This window comes from Donghicola sp. XS_ASV15 (genome assembly GCF_041224595.1).
Classification (GTDB): domain Bacteria; phylum Pseudomonadota; class Alphaproteobacteria; order Rhodobacterales; family Rhodobacteraceae; genus Donghicola.
In genome coordinates this window covers 44919-62034 of record NZ_JBGFGN010000131.1, presented here as the reverse complement: position 1 = coordinate 62034, position 17116 = coordinate 44919, and the positions used below count along the sequence as shown (strand labels likewise).

At 57.9% G+C, this 17116-nt stretch carries 17 protein-coding genes and 1 pseudogene; 8 read left to right on the top strand and 10 right to left on the bottom strand.

The window, feature by feature from the left end; translation table 11 throughout:
- Window positions 1–3 precede the first annotated feature (3 nt).
- Together AB9K37_RS09895 and AB9K37_RS09890 are read left to right on the top strand one after the other, a co-directional pair.
- On the top strand, window positions 4–2028 hold the full coding sequence (locus AB9K37_RS09895) for an FAD-dependent oxidoreductase (RefSeq protein ID WP_369837861.1): 2025 nt from the start codon (window positions 4–6) through the stop codon (window positions 2026–2028).
- Window positions 2029–2203: 175 nt separating this feature from the next.
- On the top strand, window positions 2204–3109 hold the full coding sequence (locus AB9K37_RS09890) for a LysR family transcriptional regulator (protein ID WP_369837858.1): 906 nt from the start codon (window positions 2204–2206) through the stop codon (window positions 3107–3109).
- A gap of 1 nt (window position 3110) precedes the next feature.
- On the opposite strand, the gene AB9K37_RS09885 is transcribed toward AB9K37_RS09890, so the two are convergent.
- The 4 genes from AB9K37_RS09885 to AB9K37_RS09870 all read right to left on the bottom strand — a co-directional run bounded on the left by AB9K37_RS09885 (window position 3111) and on the right by AB9K37_RS09870 (window position 6032).
- Window positions 3111–3824 (bottom strand): OmpA family protein, encoded by a 714-nt coding sequence (locus tag AB9K37_RS09885; protein WP_369837857.1) that lies wholly within the window; start codon window positions 3822–3824, stop codon window positions 3111–3113.
- A gap of 203 nt (window positions 3825–4027) precedes the next feature.
- Window positions 4028–4594: a peroxidase-related enzyme gene (locus tag AB9K37_RS09880; protein WP_369837855.1), complete on the bottom strand. Its 567-nt coding sequence runs from the start codon at window positions 4592–4594 to the stop codon at window positions 4028–4030.
- The gene (locus AB9K37_RS09875) at window positions 4591–5310 is read right to left on the bottom strand and encodes a GNAT family N-acetyltransferase (RefSeq protein ID WP_369837853.1); all 720 of its coding nucleotides are present in this window, start codon (window positions 5308–5310) and stop codon (window positions 4591–4593) included. Before AB9K37_RS09875 ends, AB9K37_RS09880 begins: the two co-directional genes overlap by 4 nt.
- Window positions 5310–6032: a competence/damage-inducible protein A gene (locus AB9K37_RS09870; RefSeq protein WP_369837852.1), complete on the bottom strand. Its 723-nt coding sequence runs from the start codon at window positions 6030–6032 to the stop codon at window positions 5310–5312. Before AB9K37_RS09870 ends, AB9K37_RS09875 begins: the two co-directional genes overlap by 1 nt.
- Before the next feature lie 110 nt (window positions 6033–6142).
- On the opposite strand from AB9K37_RS09870, the gene sfsA reads away from it, so the two are divergent.
- Window positions 6143–6865 carry a DNA/RNA nuclease SfsA gene (sfsA, locus tag AB9K37_RS09865; RefSeq protein WP_369838005.1) on the top strand — a complete coding sequence of 241 codons (723 nt, stop codon included), beginning with the start codon at window positions 6143–6145 and terminating at the stop codon, window positions 6863–6865.
- Between the two features lie 103 nt (window positions 6866–6968).
- Entirely contained in the window at window positions 6969–7754 is a 786-nt protein-coding gene (gene map, locus AB9K37_RS09860) for a type I methionyl aminopeptidase (RefSeq protein WP_369838002.1), read from the top strand.
- Between the two features lie 81 nt (window positions 7755–7835).
- On the opposite strand, the gene rsmD is transcribed toward map, so the two are convergent.
- Both rsmD and AB9K37_RS09850 read right to left on the bottom strand, forming a co-directional pair.
- A complete protein-coding gene (rsmD, locus tag AB9K37_RS09855; protein WP_369837851.1) occupies window positions 7836–8396 on the bottom strand; it encodes a 16S rRNA (guanine(966)-N(2))-methyltransferase RsmD in 561 nt (186 codons plus the stop codon).
- On the bottom strand, window positions 8393–9601 hold the full coding sequence (locus AB9K37_RS09850; RefSeq protein ID WP_369837849.1) for an NAD(P)/FAD-dependent oxidoreductase: 1209 nt from the start codon (window positions 9599–9601) through the stop codon (window positions 8393–8395). The genes rsmD and AB9K37_RS09850 overlap by 4 nt, the downstream gene beginning before the upstream one ends.
- 93 nt (window positions 9602–9694) lie before the next feature.
- Here AB9K37_RS09850 and AB9K37_RS09845 point away from each other — a divergent pair, with 93 nt between their 5' ends.
- The 3 genes from AB9K37_RS09845 (at window position 9695) to hemP (ending at window position 10680) form a co-directional block, all read left to right on the top strand.
- Window positions 9695–10183, top strand: a complete 489-nt coding sequence (locus AB9K37_RS09845) for a peroxiredoxin (RefSeq protein WP_369837846.1) — start codon at window positions 9695–9697, stop codon at window positions 10181–10183.
- 154 nt (window positions 10184–10337) lie between these two features.
- Window positions 10338–10481, top strand: coding sequence for a hypothetical protein (locus AB9K37_RS09840; protein ID WP_369837844.1), 144 nt, complete (start codon window positions 10338–10340; stop codon window positions 10479–10481).
- 37 nt (window positions 10482–10518) lie between these two features.
- Window positions 10519–10680, top strand: coding sequence for a hemin uptake protein HemP (gene hemP, locus AB9K37_RS09835; RefSeq protein ID WP_072708415.1), 162 nt, complete (start codon window positions 10519–10521; stop codon window positions 10678–10680).
- 75 nt (window positions 10681–10755) lie between these two features.
- Here hemP and AB9K37_RS09830 read toward each other — a convergent pair.
- The 4 genes and pseudogenes from AB9K37_RS09830 to AB9K37_RS09815 all read right to left on the bottom strand — a co-directional run.
- A pseudogene (locus AB9K37_RS09830) lies at window positions 10756–11610 on the bottom strand (ABC transporter permease); the annotation flags it as partial.
- A 17-nt stretch (window positions 11611–11627) separates the two neighbouring features.
- Window positions 11628–12902: an ABC transporter permease gene (locus AB9K37_RS09825; protein ID WP_369837841.1), complete on the bottom strand. Its 1275-nt coding sequence runs from the start codon at window positions 12900–12902 to the stop codon at window positions 11628–11630.
- A gap of 147 nt (window positions 12903–13049) precedes the next feature.
- Window positions 13050–14162, bottom strand: a complete 1113-nt coding sequence (locus AB9K37_RS09820; RefSeq protein ID WP_369837838.1) for an extracellular solute-binding protein — start codon at window positions 14160–14162, stop codon at window positions 13050–13052.
- Between the two features lie 151 nt (window positions 14163–14313).
- Entirely contained in the window at window positions 14314–15414 is a 1101-nt protein-coding gene (locus tag AB9K37_RS09815) for an ABC transporter ATP-binding protein (protein ID WP_369837836.1), read from the bottom strand.
- Window positions 15415–15950: 536 nt separating this feature from the next.
- Here AB9K37_RS09815 and argE point away from each other — a divergent pair.
- Window positions 15951–17111: an acetylornithine deacetylase gene (gene argE, locus AB9K37_RS09810; RefSeq protein ID WP_369837833.1), complete on the top strand. Its 1161-nt coding sequence runs from the start codon at window positions 15951–15953 to the stop codon at window positions 17109–17111.
- Window positions 17112–17116 lie beyond the last annotated feature (5 nt).

The following is a 17116-nucleotide window of genomic DNA, read 5'->3' as shown; positions in this document are numbered from 1 at the left end:
CCGATGACAGATTATCCACACCTGCTGGCACCACTCGACCTAGGGTTCACGGCGCTCAAAAACCGCGTTCTTATGGGCTCGATGCACACCGGTCTCGAGGAAACCCGTGATTGGAACCGCGTGGCGACGTTCTACGAAGAGCGTGCCAAAGGGGGCGTTGGCCTGATTGTCACCGGTGGCATGGCCCCCAACCGCGAGGGCGGCGTTTTTCCCGGTGCGGCGGGGCTCTTCTCGGACGAGGATATCGCTAATCACCGCAGTGTCACCGACCGCGTCCATGCGGCTGGTGGTAAGATCGCAATGCAGATCTTGCATGCGGGCCGCTATGCCTATGGCAAAGATTGCGTCGCGCCATCGGCAATCCGTTCTCCGATTTCCCCGTTCGTGCCGCATGAACTGGATGAGGTGGGGATCGAGAAGCAGATTAACGACATGGCCACGGCGGCTGCCCGCGCGAAGGCGGCGGGGTATGACGGTGTCGAGGTCATGGGCTCTGAAGGGTATTTGTTGAACCAGTTTCTGGTGGCGCACACCAACAAGCGGACCGACCGCTGGGGCGGCACTTACGAAAACCGGATGCGATTTCCTGTCGAAGTTATGAAGCGTGTGCGTGCGGCTGTGGGGCCAGATTTTATCGTGATCTTCCGGTTGTCGATGATCGATCTGATCCCCGAAGGCTCCACCCACGAAGAGCTGGTCCAACTCGCGCAGGCGATCGAGGCGGCGGGCGCAACCATTCTGAATACAGGTATTGGCTGGCACGAAGCCCGCATCCCCACCATCGCAACCAGCGTGCCCCGCGCCGGTTTTGCTTGGGTCACGAAGAAGCTGATGGGTAAAGTCGGCATTCCAGTGATCACCAGCAATCGCATCAATACCCCCGGCGTTGCCGAGGATGTTCTGGCCGGCGGATGCGCCGATATGGTGAGTATGGCGCGACCTTTTCTTGCCGACAGCCAATTCGTCGCAAAGGCCGCGAGTGGGCGTGCTGCTGAAATCGCGCCTTGTATTGCATGCAATCAGGCGTGCTTGGATCATACCTTCAGCGGCAAGATCAGTAGCTGTTTGGTGAACCCCCGCGCGTGCTACGAGACTGAGCTGACCATTGAGCCAACGAAAACGCCCAAAGCCGTCGCTGTTGTCGGCGCAGGACCTGCGGGGTTGTCTGCTGCGTTGACGGCTGATCAGCGGGGGCACGACGTGACCCTGTTTGACGCTGCAGATCGCGTGGGTGGTCAGCTGAACCTGGCGCGGCAAATTCCGGGAAAAGAAGAGTTCCATGGCCTTGTGGAGTGGTTCGAGGGCTGCGTGGCGCGGTCTGGCATTGACCTAAAGCTCGGGCATTACGTCGAGGCAGGTGCGCTCTCTGGGTTCGACGAGGTGATCATTGCGACAGGGGTCTCGCCGCGTGATCCGCAGATTCCCGGGCAGGATGGGCCGAACGTTCTGTCCTATGTCGACGTATTGGCAGGCCGCGCACCCGTCGGACAGCGCGTGGCAGTCGTGGGCGCGGGGGGGATTGGCTTTGATGTGGCGGAATTCCTCGTCATGGATCAAAGCCCCACCGAACATCCAGAGGAATGGCGCGCCGAGTGGGGCGTTGTTGATCCTGCGCTGTCCCGTGGTGGCATTGCCGAGCAAGGAGCGCAGCCCTCTTTGCCAACCCGTCAGGTCACCCTGTTGCAACGCAAAGCGGAGAAGCCGGGGAAGCGTTTGGGTAAAACCACGGGCTGGATTCACCGAATGTCTTTGACAATGAAGCAAGTCCGGATGGTGGGCGGTGTCAACTACGAGCGCATCGATGCAGGCGGGCTGCACATCTCCGTGGGCGAAGACCGCAAGGATCCGAAAGTGATCGAGGCGGACACCATAGTCTTGTGTACAGGGCAGGAACCACGCCGCGAGTTGGCTGATGACCTCAGTTTAGCAGGGGTTAATGTTCACGTGATTGGTGGCGCGGATGTGGCCGCCGAACTCGATGCGAAGCGCGCGATTGACCAAGGCACCCGAGTCGCGGCCAAAATTTGACCGAGCGTTAAAGATGCAAAAGATAGACCCGTTTGGAGGGGGTAATCCTACATAATTGTTGTTTCGGTTTGAGGAACGATCCCTATCATTCCCCGCAATTGTCCGCCCTTGGACACAGTGCTGCCCCAATCTCTGGGCAGGAAAAGGGCAGGTCAAAGTGTATCGAGGAATGGGCATGGATCGGCTCACTGAAATGGAAGCTTTCGCAACAGTCGTAGATCAAGGGGGGTTTACGGATGCGGCAAAGAAAATGGGGATTTCAAAGTCGGCGGTCTCGAAACATGTCTCCTCACTCGAGGCGAGATTGGGTGCGAGATTGTTGAACAGGACAACCAGAAGAGTTAGTCCGACAGAGATTGGACTGGCGTATTACGACCGCGCCCGCCGTGTCCTGACAGACGCCGGAGAGGCCGATGCTCTGGTCACATCCATGCAAGCCGCACCCTCGGGGCAATTGCGAATTTCGGTGGCAACTGACTTTGGCGTCAACCATTTGAGTCCGGTGCTCGGGGATTTCTTGGCGACCTACCCCGACATCAGCGTGAACATGGTTTTGAACAACCGCTACGTCGAACTTATCTCCGAAGGATTTGATCTGGCAGTGCGTATTGGTGAGCTGGAAGACAGCTCGCTGCGGGCTCGAAAACTGACCGAAACCAAGATGCGGATGATTGCATCGCCCGAATACCTAGAGCAGTTCGGTCGTCCGAACCGGCTTGACGACCTGAACGAGCACAAGCTGCTGCACTACTCGAACCAGTCCAACGGTAGTGTATGGAAAGTGACCGCGCCGTCCGGTGAAAAGCGTCAGATCCGCACGGCAGGCTGGTTGAGTGTCAACGATGGACAATCCCTGCTGAACGCCGCGATTTCTGGCCTTGGGATCGCGTACTTGCCCTCGTTCCTGTATGGCGAGGCGATGAAGCGGGGCGAGATCGTCGATGTGATCCCTGATTTGCCAGTGGACACCCAAGGCATCTATGCGGTTTACCCGCCAGGACGGTTCCCTCAGCCCAAGGTGCGCGCTTTCATTGATTTCCTCGTCGATGCGTTTTCCGAGAAGGGCCCCGATAGCTGGTAATTTATTCGGGGAGCAGGATAGCTTCTACGCGGCGATTGGCTGTGCGGCCCTCTTCGGTGTCGTTACTCGCGACAGGAGACAGGTAGCCAGCGCCCTGTGCGTCCACCTGAGCCGCCGTAACGCCGTAATCCTGAACCAACGCAGTCCGAACTGACTGCGCGCGGCTTCGCGATACGGCGATGTTGCCATCAAGGCTACCCGTCGCATCCGTATGACCGACCAACAGAATTCTGCGCGTGGGGTTTTCACGCAGGTAATCGGCCAAAGTCTTCAGGCTTTCATGATCTGTGCTGGCCAGTTGCGATTTTCCGCTTTCGAAGGTCACATCGCTCAGGGTGGCGTGGCCGGTTCCAACCAGCTTCTTGAGCAAGGGCTGCGCGTAGCTGACCGCAACCGTTGGCGCGGCGACTGCGTTTGCGCCTGTGTTTGGCGCGTCTTCAGAAGCCACGTGGATCAACTGAACAAAGCCATGATCGTCTTGGCGGCTGACCAGCAGGCTCAGTGCTTCGCCATCATTATTTTGGGTCGAGACAAAGCGGAAATCGCGCAGGTTGACATACATCTCTGGACCGGGGGCCACCCAAGTATTGAAACGAAAGTCGAAGCCGCCGCATTCAAGCGTGGCGCAGGAAAAGACCGTCTCGAAGCCCTGAAGCGCGATCTGCGCCTTGAGCATGTCGAGCAAAGAGCGCGTCGTCAAATCGCGATTGCTCACCTGCCAGACCTGGAGCGAAACCTGACCCTCCACACTTTTTGCCGGGATCGTGCCTCGGGCGTATGGGCCAACTGGCATGTCATAGGTGTCGGCTTGCGCGGGCACAGAATAAACCAGATCTGCTCCGGCTGGCACAGCTAAATCAAGCGCGCTCGCTTGGGTCGTGGCACAAGCCGCAAAACTCAATAAAACACATAGAAATTTCATCGGGCGAGGGCGTGGTATTCACTGTTGGGGCGCATATCCACAGCAGAGGCCATGCGGTTGGTCATATTGTAGAACGACGCAACCGAGGCGATGTCCCAGATGTCTCGATCCGTAAAACCGTGATCGCGCAGGGTCTGCCGTTCCGGCTCTTCGATGGTGCTGCTCGCGATGGTCATCTGGACCGCAAAGTCGAGCATTGCGCGCTGGCGGGCTGTGATTGGGGCCACGCGGTAGTTCATAACCAGTGCCTCGCCCAACGCCGGATCGCCGGACAATTGGCGCACAGCGGCCCCGTGCGCGACAAGGCAGTAGAAGCATTTGTTCTGGGCCGACACTGCGACCGCGATCATCTCGCGCTCCAGCTTGGTCAGGCCACTCTCCGCCAGCATCAGGTCGTTATACATCGCGGTAAAGGCGTTCAGCTTGTCGATGTCGAACGCATAGGCGCGCAGGACGTTCGGAACCATGCCAAGTTTCTCTATGCAGATGTCAAAGTACTTCTGCGTGTCCTCGGGTAGGGGATCCACCGGAGGCAGGTTCAGAGCGGTCGGCTGGTCGGTCATTCTGCGTTTTCCTTGATGCGGTAGTGGTAGCTTCCCACAACCGACATGCCCAAGGAAGCGTATAGCGCATTCGCGGGCGCATTCTTGCGCGTGACCAGCAGCGCAAGTTCCGATGCCCCTTGGCGCACTGCCCACCGCGCGGCTGCCCGCATCAAATAGCGGCCAAGCCCGTTGCCGCGGTAAGCCTGTAGCACTTCGATCGCATGGATCATCGCTACGCCGTCGTGCATGGCAACAAATGCGGTTCCGGCTGCGCGGTCGTTTATCCGACCGAGCAAGTAAGTTTTCGGGCCCTTGGCGCGTGCCATCACAGCGAGCCGATCCGGGCCAATGCCCTCTTCGGCCCAGATTTCCTGCATTATGGCGAGAGGCGTTTCGGTTTCAAAGCATGTGACTGTCGGTATGTCACCTGTGCCGACCTCAGTGGGATCGCAGGTGTAGATATGGACGGGGTCAATCACCTTAAACCCTTGGGTTTCGAGTGTTTGGTCCAGTTCGTCGTCCACAGGGCGCATCATGAACAGGTCTTGCTGCCCCAAGGCGCGCATAGCTTCGATTGCTTGCGGAATGTCGTTTGCCTTGGGTGTGCCCGCCGCAGATGCCGCGCTCACCCGTTTGCCACCGCCGCGCCCCTCGCGGATCAGCCAAGGGCCGGTCCGCGTGATGGCATGAGGCGGCCACGTCGCGTCCACAACGTCGAAGTAGCGCAAATCCATCAGGCGCCGACCTCTGCCGCGAGGCGGGTCATTGCAGCGTCGATCATCGCACCATCTGTGCCCCGCACTACGATATTGGTGCCGTACACGCCATCGCGCTGGAACGGGTAGGAGCCAATCGAAAGATCAGGGAAATCCGCAGCCAAGCTAGACAGAGGCGTTGCCACATCACCCTCACCGCGCATCAGGCACAGGGTTTGTGACAGCAGGGGTGCGCCGCCGACCAGATGGGGCAGGACGCTGGCCACCATAGCCTGAAAAACGCTGGGGACACCCGCCATGACATTCACATTCTGCAGGGTGAAGCCAGGCGCGGTGCTGACCGGATTGTCGATCAGCTTGGCACCATCTGGAATGCGGGCCATGCGCAAGCGCGCTTCGTTCAGTTCTTGGCCGCGCGCGTCGTAGTGGGCCTGTAGCAGCGCACGGGCATCATCGCGCACGCCAATGTGCGTGTTGAACGCGGCGGCAATGCACTCTGCGGTGATATCATCGTGGGTCGGCCCAATCCCGCCCGAGGTGAACACATGGTCATAGGCTGTCGATAGCGCCTGTACGGCCGCAATAATGGCGTCGCGGTCGTCGCTGACCACGCGCGCTTCCTTCAGGTCGATCCCGATCTTGGTCAATTCGCCGGCCAGAAAATTCATGTTGGAATCGCGAGTGCGACCGGACAGAATTTCGTCTCCGATCACGAGCATGGCGGCGGTGGGATTGGGCATGGATGGCTCCGTCTCAAAGTTACGCGCAGATGCTAGGGCAGCGATGGAGCCTTTTCCATAGGAACTGGATCGATTTGCCAAAACTGGCTGATCCGCCTAAATCCAAAGCCATGGAATTTGCGACCCCTTTGATCCCCGCACGGCTGGTGCGCCGCTACAACCGGTTTCTGTCCGATATGATTATCGAGGAGACTGGGCAGGAAGTGCGCGCCCACTGCCCGAACCCCGGCGCTATGCTGGGGCTCAAAGACCCCGGAATGCGCTGTTGGCTCGAGCCGAATGATGATCCGAAAAAGAAGCTCGACTATGGTTGGCGGCTGGCCGAGCTAGAGGAGGGGCACATGGCGGGCATCGACACGTCGATCCCGAACCGTGTGGTGGGCGAAGGGCTGCGGGCGGGCAAGGTCGCCAGTCTGAGCCACTACACAACGATAAGGCCTGAGGTGAAATACGGCACCAACAGCCGCGTAGACTTCCTGCTGACGGGCGAGGGGCTGCCGGACGCCTATGTCGAGGTCAAGAATGTGCACCTGCGCCGTGACAGCGATTGGGCGGAGTTTCCCGATTGCGTCACGACGCGCGGCGCAAAGCATCTGGCCGAACTGACCGAGATGGTCGCCCAAGGGCACCGCGCTGTAATGCTATTCCTGATCCAGCGCACCGATTGTGGGCGGTTCAAATTGGCCGCAGACCTTGATCCGGCCTATGCACGCGCCTTTGACGCAGCCCGCGCGGCTGGTGTAGAAGCCATCTGCTATGGTACAGATATCACTGTGAACGGTGTGTTTTTCGGTCAGGAGTTGCCGGTGGATCCAAATACACAGGCGTTGTGAATTGCCAAAGATGCGCAGCTTCTGGCAAATGGCCACAAATTTTCTTAGATATGGCTCAGCGAATACAAAGGAGAGCCCATTGGAAAAGCGACACCAAGGGCGGATGACCAAAGACGGGATCCGTATACACGAGGCCGCCGACTTTGCCGGAATGCATGCGGCGGGCCGTCTGGCTGCGCAAATTCTGGACGAAATCGCAGAGCATGTGTTTGTCGGTCAGACCACCGGCGAGATTGACCGGATCATTGAAGACAAGGTGAATGCGTCTGGTGCGACCTCGGCCACGATCGGATATCGCGGGTATAAACATGCCAGCTGCATCAGTGTGAACCACGTGGTTTGCCACGGCATCCCCGGTGACAAGAAGCTGAAGGAAGGCGACATTCTGAACATCGACGTGACCGTGATCGTCGATGGCTGGTTTGGCGACACAAGCCGCATGTACGTCGCGGGCAAAGTGCCCCGTAAGGCAGAGCGTCTGCTGGACGTCACCCACGAGGCGCTCATGCGCGGGATCGAAGTGGTTAAGCCGGGCAACACCTTTGGCGATATCGGCTACGCAATCCAGAGCTTTGTCGAAGCGCAGCGGATGTCTGTGGTCCGCGACTTCTGTGGTCACGGTCTTGGCACTGTCTTCCACGCGCCGCCGAACGTCCTGCACTATGGTCGCGCGGGCACGGGTCCTGTTTTGGAAGAGGGTATGTTCTTTACCATCGAGCCGATGGTGAATTTGGGCCGTCCCGAGACCAAAGTTTTGGCCGACGATTGGACTGCGGTAACGCGTGATAAATCTCTGAGCGCTCAGTTTGAACATTCGATCGGGGTGACCGCGGAAGGCTGCGAGATTTTTACTCTGTCACCTGCGGACAAGTTCCATCCGACCTTCTGAGGGAAATCCGCACAGGGTCGAAAAAGATGTGAGGGAAGGCTAGTGCCTTCCCTTTTTTCTGGCCTTCTGGCGTTGCGATGATCAGGCGGGCACTGCGAACGTGATGTGCGTGTCCCCGAATTTGCGATGCTCTTTCAGAAAGAACCCTGTTGGCGGTAGTTGAGGGCTGTTCTCTTCCCACACAATCAAGGCGCCAGCGGCAATCCACCCGTTCTTGAGTGCAGAGGTGAGGGCGCGGTCGCCCAAACCCTTGCCGTAGGGTGGATCCAGAAAAACGATATCGAATGGTGCTTCATTGTTCGGCCCAAGATTGCAGGCGTCCCCGCGAAGCATCTTGACTGAGTCGCTAGCGCGGCATTTGTCGATGTTCTGGCGGAGCAGTTTCTGCGCTTTTACGCCGTCATCGACAAACGTGATCTGCTGTGCTCCGCGCGAAAGTGCCTCGAGCCCAAGGGCACCTGTTCCAGCAAAAAGGTCCAGAACGCGGGCACCAACAAGTGGCGATTGCCCCCCTTGATTGCCGATAATGTTAAACAGGCTCTCGCGCACACGATCAGATGTCGGGCGAAGGTGGGCGGCGGCATCGCCTTCGCCTACGTCAGCCAGTTTGAGACCCCGCCACTGTCCGGCTATGATCCTCATTTGAGCAGCATTTTGAGATTTGTCTCAGGATTGGCCACAGCGTCTGGCGCAGGGCTCCGGCCGGCTTCGATCAGGCGTTTCGCGACCATGAATGCTTTGGCATCATTCATGGCGTCCAAGGCAAGAAGTGTCTTGCCTGCGTAGTACCAGAAAGATTTTGCGCCATCGCCGCTGTCGCGGGTGATGATACGATCGTAGCCGGCGTTCAGCCCTGCGATTTGCAATTTGACGTCATACTGATCAGACCAGAACCAAGGCTTGGCGACATAGGCTTCTTCTGCTCCAAGGATGTTGCGTGCGACGCATTCTGCTTGGTCGATGGCATTGGGTACACTTTCCAGACGCATACGCCCTTCGCCGTGAGGGAAGCTGGTGCAGTCACCGGCAGCCCAAATGTTCGGGGCGCTGGTGCGACCTTGAGCGTCTACGGCGATGCCATTGTCCAGCGTGATACCGGCGGATTCGGCCAATCCTGTGGTTGGGTGAATTCCAACGCCGACAATCACCAAATCTACATCAAGTGTGGTTCCGTCTGCCAACTCTGCTGAGGTGACCTTGCCATCCACGCCGTTCAGTCGTGCCAAGCCGATGCCTTCGCGCAGGTTCACGCCATTAGAGCTGTGAAGCTCGCGGAAATAGTCTGCAGTCTCGGGCGAGGCGACGCGGCCCAGAATCCGAGGAGCCGCTTCGACGAGAGTGACATTCATATCGCGTTTGGCACAAACCGCAGCGGCCTCTAGACCGATATAACCACCACCCACGATCAGAACCTTTTTGCCCGAAGTTGCCTCGGGTGCCATCGCATCGACGTCGGACAGTGTACGGACAACGAAGACATTCTCCAGGTCACCGCCAATGGCAGCAGGCAAATGACGCGGCGTAGATCCTGTGGTCAGCACCAGCTGGTCCCATGCGACAGTCTCATCGCCGACAGTCAGGGTTTTGCCGGCCACGTCTATTGCGTCCACGTGCTGGCCGAGACGCAAGCTGATGCGGTTGTCTTCGTACCAGTGGTCAGGCCGTAGGTAGAGACGCTCCAGATCCATTTCGCCAAGCAGATAGGCTTTGGACAGCGGGGGGCGCTGGTAGGGCAGGGCTGGCTCTGCACCAAACAGGGTGATGTCCCCGTCAAACCCGCGTTTGCGGAGTTCGGCAATCAGTGACGCGGCGGCCTGTCCGGCCCCAACAACTGCAACGTGGGACATTTCCTCTGGCTCTCCTATGTGTATCAATGGGTCTGCATTGGACCTGATTAAACGCAGGCTGACTGCGAACGCAATTCGTCAGAGGGAAAATCAATGACAATTTCGATTGGGGAGACGCTGCCCGGAGGCACTATGCTCGTGCTGGGCGCAGAGGGACCGCAGACCGTGGAGCTGAGCGACAAGTTGAGCGGTCGCAAGGTTGCGATCTTTGGTTTGCCTGGCGCCTACACAGGCGTCTGCAGCACGGCGCATGTTCCCAGCTTCATCCGCGCCAAAGATGCGCTGGCTGCAAAAGGGATCGAAGAAGTGATCTGCGTGTCGGTCAACGATCCGTTCGTCATGGATGCCTGGGCCAAAGACACAGGAGCTGCGGAGGCTGGACTGACGATGCTAGGGGATGCCGAAGGGACTTGGATCAAAGCGATTGGCATGGATTTCACTGCGCCGCCCGCCGGTCTGATCGGCCGTTCAAAGCGCTTTTCCTTGGTCGCCGAAGATGGCGTCGTAAAGGTGCTAAGTGTCGAGGAAAGCCCCGGCGTTTGTGAACTATCCGCCGGCGAAGCACTGGTCGATCAGCTTTGATCTGTTAAGAATTTTAGCGAAGGGGTCCGCCAAATTGGCGGGCCTTTTCTTTTGCCAAAGAAAGGGCATTGACGAAGACGACTAAAATAGTCAGGTTTAAGTCAGCCAACCTGAATCGGGTCAGCCAGCGTTTTCGTCAAATAGGACACATCCCATGACATATCCGCCCAAGGCTGACCGCATTCAAGAGAACACCACGCGTGCATCCGAATTGCGCGCTATCCTTGCAGAGCTGACATGGCCTGTGGACCTCTGTGCAGAGCGCTTGCTCGACCGCATTGAAACCCGCGACCATTGATGCCGCGCGCACCGCAAGGAACTTCCCGATGACCGTCATGACTTCGACATTCCGCACCGCCAGCCCGCATTCCCCCGAACTGCCCCTGCACATCGCCGAAGAGCTGACCGCAGGTGGCGCACAGGCGCTGATCCAATTGGGGGATCAGATCTACACGTTGCGCATCACACGTCAGGGCAAGCTGATCCTGACCAAGTAAGACCAAACCTATCAGCAGCAAAAAGGGCGCTCCGAAACGGGCGCCCTTTCGCGTGATTGATGATGCCGCCGAACCTTAGCCTGGGCTCATGCCACGCAGACGCTCGCTGCGGCGGCGGAGTAGTTCTACGGTTGTCAGCAGTGCAATCGAGATCACCACGAGGATTGTGGCAACGGCCAGAATTGTGGGCGAGATCTGTTCGCGCAGACCAATGAACATCTGCCAAGGCAAGGTTTTCTGACCAGCCGAGCCGACCAGCAGCACCACCACAACTTCGTCGAACGAGGTGATAAAGGCAAAGAGGCCACCAGAGATGACGCCGGGCAAGATCAGAGGCATCTGGATTTTGAAGAACGTGGTCACCGGATCGGCGCCCATGTTCGCCGCTGCGCGGGTCAAGCTGGTGTCAAAGCTGCTGAGGGTCGCTGTCACCGTGATGATGACGAACGGGATACCCAGAGCTGCGTGGGCCAAAACAACACCGAACAGAGTGCCTTGCAGACTGACGCTGGAGTAAAAGAAGAACATACCAGCCGAGGTGATGATCAGCGGAACAATCATCGGCGAAATCAGCAGAGCCATGATCTGACGCTTGAAGGGCACGTGCGGTTGGCTAAGGCCAATCGCAGCGAGTGTCCCAAGGCTCACTGAGAGCAGGGTCGCCAGCGGGGCGATGATCAGCGAGTTGCTGAAAGCTTGCAGCCAGCTGTAGTCACCATTTGCACCAAGGAAGTCCTTGTAGTGTTTCAGCGAGTAGCCTTCGGGATCAAGCCGCAGCATTTCCGGCGTGAAGGTAAAGAAGTCCTGCGCGTTGAAGCTGAGCGGGATCACGATCAAGATTGGGAAGATCAGGTAAAAGAAGACCAGACCGCAGAAGACGCGGAAGCCGTAGTACCAAATCTTCTGACCCGTTGTCGCATAGGGAGGAAGTGTCGTTGCCATGATGATTACCCCAGCTTCACGTTATCGATGCCAACGAGCTTGTCGTAGACGTAGTAGAGAAGAAGGACGACGGCGAGCATAATGGTGCCAAGTGCCGCGGCCAGACCCCAGTTGCCCAAGGTCGAGAATTGGAAGTAAATCCGGTTCGAGATGAAGGTACCATCAGCACCGCCGACGAGTTCGGGGGTAATAAAGTAACCAACCGCCAGAATGAAGACCAGCAGCGCGCCCGCACCGATGCCCGGAGTGGTCTGCGGGAAGTAGACCCGCAGGAAGGCGGTGGTGTTGGTCGCGCCAAGCGATTTGGCAGCACGCAGGTACGAGGGCGGGATCGTTTTCATCACCGAGTAGAGCGGTAGGATCATAAAGGGCAGCAGGATGTGGGTCATCGCAATTACCACGCCGAGCTGGTTGTTGATCAAACTCAGGCGGTCCGAGAAGCCAAGGGCAATCCAGATGTCGTTAATCACGCCTTGTTCTTGCAGTAGAATTTTCCAAGCAGAGGTCCGAACAAGCAGTGAGGTCCAGAAGGGCAGCAGTACCAAGATCATCAAGAGGTTCGAGGTCCGGAGCGGTAGGTCTGCCAGAAGCCAAGCCACAGGATAGCCAATCGCCAGAGTGCAGAAGGTAATCAAACCGCTCAGCCATAGGGTCCGCAGCATCAGCTTTTGGTAGATCCGCTGATCAGGGTCCTTCATTTGAACGCCCTCAATGGTGCGTTCCGCGTCAAAGGCCGCCATGTAGTAGCTGGACGTGTAGTAGCCCGAGTTCGCTTTGATCGTGGCCCAATACTGTAGATTACCCCAGTCTTCGTCCACGTCGAGCAACGCAGCCTTGGCATCGGTGATCTCTTCTACGTCCATCCGAGAGACTTTGCGGCCCGATTTACGGAATAGCGAGGACATGCCCGGGGTTTCGTAGTTAAAGCGGCGTCCCAACTGGGTGTGCTGCTTGTTCTCGAACGCCACCTGAAAGTCGATGATCATGGCCTTGAACGCGGCTTCAGATGGCAATTCCCCGGTTGTCGGATCCCACTCTTCGAGTTCGGCGACAACGTTGGGCAGAATGTCTGGCACGTATTCGGTGCCTGCAGTGTTCTGGATCGAACGCATCAGCATCGAGCCAATCGGCATGATGAAGGACACCAGAACAAAAATCAGCAGCGGTGCGGTCAGCATCAAAGCTCGGATTTTTTGCCGCCGCAGAGCCCTAGCGAGACTCTGTTTTAGCGGGGTGCCGTCGGCGGCCAACATCGGGCCATCGGTCGTGGTATCAGCCATAGTTATCCCTGTTGAGGTCAGCGCCAGTTATCCGGCGTCTCTTAAATGGTTGTTGGGCAAAGCCGCGGATGGCTTGGCGCAAGAACCGAATGCTCTGAAGAATACGAAGGGTGGAAAGGGGGCAGGTGCCCCCCTTCCGAATTCAGATTACTGCAGCAGCCATGCCTGGTACTGTGCGTCCAGGTCATCGCGGTAGCTTGCCCACCAGTCGTAGTTGAACAGGAAGGTGTTCTGCGCGTTGTTGGGATCGGTCGGCATGTGAGGCGCCATTTCGATGCCCAGTTCGGCGTGCTGACCAACCAGCGGTGCCGACGATGCGCGTGCGGGGCCGTACGAGATGTACTTGGCCTGATCCGCCAGACGCTGGGTGTCGGTTGCGAACTTCACGAAGTCCAGAGCGCGTGCTTCACGGTCTTCGGGCAGACCTGCGGGGATGATCCAGCCGTCAAGGTCGAACATCTGCCAGTCCCAGAGCATGCCGATGGGCTGACCCTGCTCGGCGATCGCCGAGAACAGACGGCCGTTGTAGGTCGAACCAATGGTCACTTCGCCGTCAGCCAGAAGCTGGGGCGTTTCGGCACCCGCCGACCACCAGACAACGTCGTCCTTGATGGTGTCGAGCTTGTTGAATGCGCGCTGGACGCCTTCTTCGGTTTCCAGAGTGTCGTAGACGTCTTCGATTGCGACGCCGTCACAGATCAGAGCCCACTCCATGTTGCCGATCGGGCGCTTTTCGAGTGCGCGCTTGCCGGGGAAGGTGTCGGTGTCGAAGATGTCACAAACGCTGGTCGGAGCGGTGTCCAACAGGTCGGTGCGGTAGCCGAAGGTGGTCGAATACACGATCTGCGGGATGAAGCACTCGCTGACGATCAGATCGCCAAAGTCTTCGGACGCTTTGGTGCCGTCGGGCGCGTCTGCCAGCATGGTGTCGGGGTCGATTTCCAGCGCCAGGCCTTCGTCGCAAAGACGCATCGCGTCTGCAGCCACAACGTCAACGACGTCCCAAGTGATGTTGCCGGCTTCGGACATCGCGCGCAGCTTGGTCACTGCTTCGGCCGAGCTTTCGTCGGTGACAACTTCGAGGCTTTCGTTCATTTCGACGTAGGGTTCGACGTATGCTTTCACCTGGCTGTTCTGATAGGCGCCGCCCCACGACACAACGGTCATCGAGTCAGCCATCGAGCCATGGCCTTCGGCGAATGCAGCACCGGCGGCAACGGTCAGAGCCGTGGTGGTCAGCATCATTTTGGTGAGTTTCATTTCTTACTCCCTAATAGGCGCCCGGATTTTGATATTGATGATTCCCAGCCCCGGGACAGGCCGTGAAATCCTTCCCTCGCATCCGACCTCGTCTGCGAGGCGCCGCAGCGACTTTGTTCGCTGCGGTATCTCTGAGTGTAACGCTTAATTATCAGGCGTCCAGCGCGCGGCAGTCATCTGCCAGCCAGCCGATTTCGATCATCTCGCCGGGCTTGAGGCGACGCTGATCCGGAGCGTTACGAGTTTTGATGACAAAGTCTTCGCGGCCTGCGACACGCAGGCGCGTGCGGAAGATGTCGCCCATGTAGACGAATTCCAGCACTTCGGCCTTGAGCGTGTGGGCATCGGGGTGTAGGCGCGATTTGTCAATTTCAACGCGCTCGGGGCGGATCGAAACCAGCGTGCGGTCGCCCGCTTTGCCAACGTTCACAGGCTTACAATCGATGACATCACCGCTGTCGAGACGCACCTTGGCGTATCCATCGCGAAGCTCTTGGACGGTCCCTTCCATGGTGTTGTTCTCGCCGATGAACTGCGCAACGAAGCTGTTCTGGGGCGCTTCGTAGAGCTCGTCCGGTGGCGCCAGTTGCTGGATGCGGCCGTCGTTAAATACAGCGACGCGGTCCGACATGGTCAACGCTTCGGTCTGGTCGTGGGTTACATAAACAGTCGTGATGCCCAGATCATGCGCGATGCGGGTGATTTCGAACTGCATGTGTTCGCGCAGCTGTTTGTCGAGCGCACCGAGCGGTTCGTCCATCAGAACCAGTTCAGGCTCGAACACCAGCGCACGAGCCAGCGCGATACGCTGCTGCTGACCACCCGAAAGCTGCGCAGGGCGACGGCCACCAAAAGCGCCCATCTGCACCATGTCCAGAGCGCGCTTTACTTTCGCTTCGCGTTCGGACTTGCCGAGCTTGCGCACTTCCAGAGGGAAGGCGAGGTTCTCGGCGACGGTCATGTGGGGGAAAAGCGCGTAGTTCTGAAAAACCATCCCGATGCCGCGCTTGTGGGGCGGGATGTTGTTGATGGGCTTCCCATCTAGCTTGATCTCGCCGTAGGTGGCGGTCTCAAAGCCTGCCAGCATCATCAGGCAGGTGGTTTTGCCAGAACCCGACGGCCCGAGCATCGTGAGGAACTCGCCCTTCGGCAGCGACAGGTTAAGGTCTTTGACGACTAATGTTTCGCCGTCATAGCTTTTTTGCACGCGTTCGAAGGCGACGAACGCATCGTTTGAATGTGTTTGCGCCAAAACTGGCTCCCTGTGTATGCGGCAGCTTTTGTGCTGCACTTTTTCGCCTTCGACTAAAACCCGTGCAGTCGAGTCATGCAACAGTGGGTTTCGGTGAACAGCGGCCTACACAAGCAAGTCAGGACAAACGTTAATTCCGCAGCGTGGAAGCCGACCAAATGGACTACGAAAGCGACGTATTCAGTGAATGTGGTGCCCACAGGAACTGCACTTTTCCTAGGCAAACAAGGCGATGAGCCCGTTTTCGATGGCGAAGCCCGACCAAAGGGCAGGGGCATTTGAGAGAACCTGTCACGGGTATTATCAACGGTCAGATGCCGCGCCAAATCCTTAGGGTGGCAAGGTAAAATTTTCGCGACACTGTTTTCGAATTGCTGCTCGCATGGTCGTCTGACGCGAACTTGGGCACTCGAATCAATCGATTCGCTTGGGTTTCGACAGTTCGAGAGCTGTGCAATCGAAAGAAGAATGCAGCTTGATTCCCGACGCGAGCCGGACAGTATGCGAGCAGAAACTATGACGGAAAGTGACGCGACATGAGCACCTTATCCCGTGCGCAAGAGATCTTGGGTGATCTGATTGGCTTTCCCACGATCTCGGTCGACAGCAATCTGCAGATGATCGACTACATCAAAAAGATACTTGAGAAAGCTGGGGCCGAGGTCGTCATTCACTCGGATGAGACGGGGGCCAAGGCAAATCTTTGGGCAACGCTTGGACCCAGAGTAGACGGCGGGATTGTTCTGTCCGGCCATACGGATGTGGTGCCAGTTGCGGATCAAGACTGGACCAGCGATCCCTTTGAAATGGTCCTCAAGGATGACCGTCTTTACGGCCGGGGCGCATGCGACATGAAGGGGTATATCGCCTGTTGCCTCGCGCTGATCGAGACTTTGGATGCGGAGTCGCTCAAACGACCGCTGCATTGTGCTTTCACATACGACGAAGAAACGGCCTGCCTTGGGGCGCAAGCACTTGTGAAGGAGTTACGGAGTTTTCCGATAAAACCGAAGATTTGCGTAATTGGTGAGCCTACGGGTATGCGGGTGATCGAAGGGCACAAAGGGTGCTGCGAATACACCACCCATTTTACGGGGCTTGAGGGGCACGGGAGCGCGCCGGATGCGGGTCTCAACGCGGTGGAGTATGCGGTGAAGTATGTCAGCCACTTGCTGGAAGTACGCGAAGGACTGAAATCCCGTGCGCCTGAAAATGGTCGCTTCGATCCGCCTTGGACGACCTTGAATGTTGGCGGCCTGCATGGTGGCGTCGCGCATAATGTGATCCCGGGCAAGGCCCAAGTTGAGTGGGAATTCCGGCCCGTCCAAAACGCGGACTATGATTACGTCACCAGTGAAGTGAAACGCTACGTGCAGGAGGCGCTGCTCCCTCAGATGCAAGAGCGTTGGCCCGACGCTGAGATCATTACAGAAACGCTTGGTGAGGTCGCGGGACTAGAGCCCATGGACACCAACGAAGCGCGCGATCTTGTACTGGCTCTGACCGGCGAAAATGATGTTGATGTGGTGGCTTTTGCCACCGAAGGCGGCCTATTCCAATCAATCGGCATGGACGTGGTGGTCTGCGGACCGGGCTACATCGCACAGGCACACAAGCCGGACGAATACGTTGATGTCTCGCAAATGGCTCAGTGTCTGGACATGCTGGACGGGATCGCATCACGTCTCGCGGTTTGATGCGG

Excerpts from the sequence above, each read along its gene's own strand:
- AB9K37_RS09895 (WP_369837861.1), top strand. The coding sequence starts at position 4 with ATGACAGATTATCCACACCTGCTGGCACCACTCGACCTAGGGTTCACG.
- AB9K37_RS09890 (WP_369837858.1), top strand. The coding sequence starts at position 2,204 with ATGGATCGGCTCACTGAAATGGAAGCTTTCGCAACAGTCGTAGATCAA.
- AB9K37_RS09880 (WP_369837855.1), bottom strand. The coding sequence starts at position 4,594 with ATGACCGACCAGCCGACCGCTCTGAACCTGCCTCCGGTGGATCCCCTA.
- AB9K37_RS09875 (WP_369837853.1), bottom strand. The coding sequence starts at position 5,310 with ATGGATTTGCGCTACTTCGACGTTGTGGACGCGACGTGGCCGCCTCAT.
- AB9K37_RS09870 (WP_369837852.1), bottom strand. The coding sequence starts at position 6,032 with ATGCCCAATCCCACCGCCGCCATGCTCGTGATCGGAGACGAAATTCTG.
- sfsA (WP_369838005.1), top strand. The coding sequence starts at position 6,143 with ATGGAATTTGCGACCCCTTTGATCCCCGCACGGCTGGTGCGCCGCTAC.
- map (WP_369838002.1), top strand. The coding sequence starts at position 6,969 with ATGACCAAAGACGGGATCCGTATACACGAGGCCGCCGACTTTGCCGGA.
- rsmD (WP_369837851.1), bottom strand. The coding sequence starts at position 8,396 with ATGAGGATCATAGCCGGACAGTGGCGGGGTCTCAAACTGGCTGACGTA.
- AB9K37_RS09850 (WP_369837849.1), bottom strand. The coding sequence starts at position 9,601 with ATGTCCCACGTTGCAGTTGTTGGGGCCGGACAGGCCGCCGCGTCACTG.
- AB9K37_RS09845 (WP_369837846.1), top strand. The coding sequence starts at position 9,695 with ATGACAATTTCGATTGGGGAGACGCTGCCCGGAGGCACTATGCTCGTG.
- AB9K37_RS09840 (WP_369837844.1), top strand. The coding sequence starts at position 10,338 with ATGACATATCCGCCCAAGGCTGACCGCATTCAAGAGAACACCACGCGT.
- hemP (WP_072708415.1), top strand. The coding sequence starts at position 10,519 with ATGACTTCGACATTCCGCACCGCCAGCCCGCATTCCCCCGAACTGCCC.
- AB9K37_RS09825 (WP_369837841.1), bottom strand. The coding sequence starts at position 12,902 with ATGGCTGATACCACGACCGATGGCCCGATGTTGGCCGCCGACGGCACC.
- AB9K37_RS09820 (WP_369837838.1), bottom strand. The coding sequence starts at position 14,162 with ATGAAACTCACCAAAATGATGCTGACCACCACGGCTCTGACCGTTGCC.
- argE (WP_369837833.1), top strand. The coding sequence starts at position 15,951 with ATGAGCACCTTATCCCGTGCGCAAGAGATCTTGGGTGATCTGATTGGC.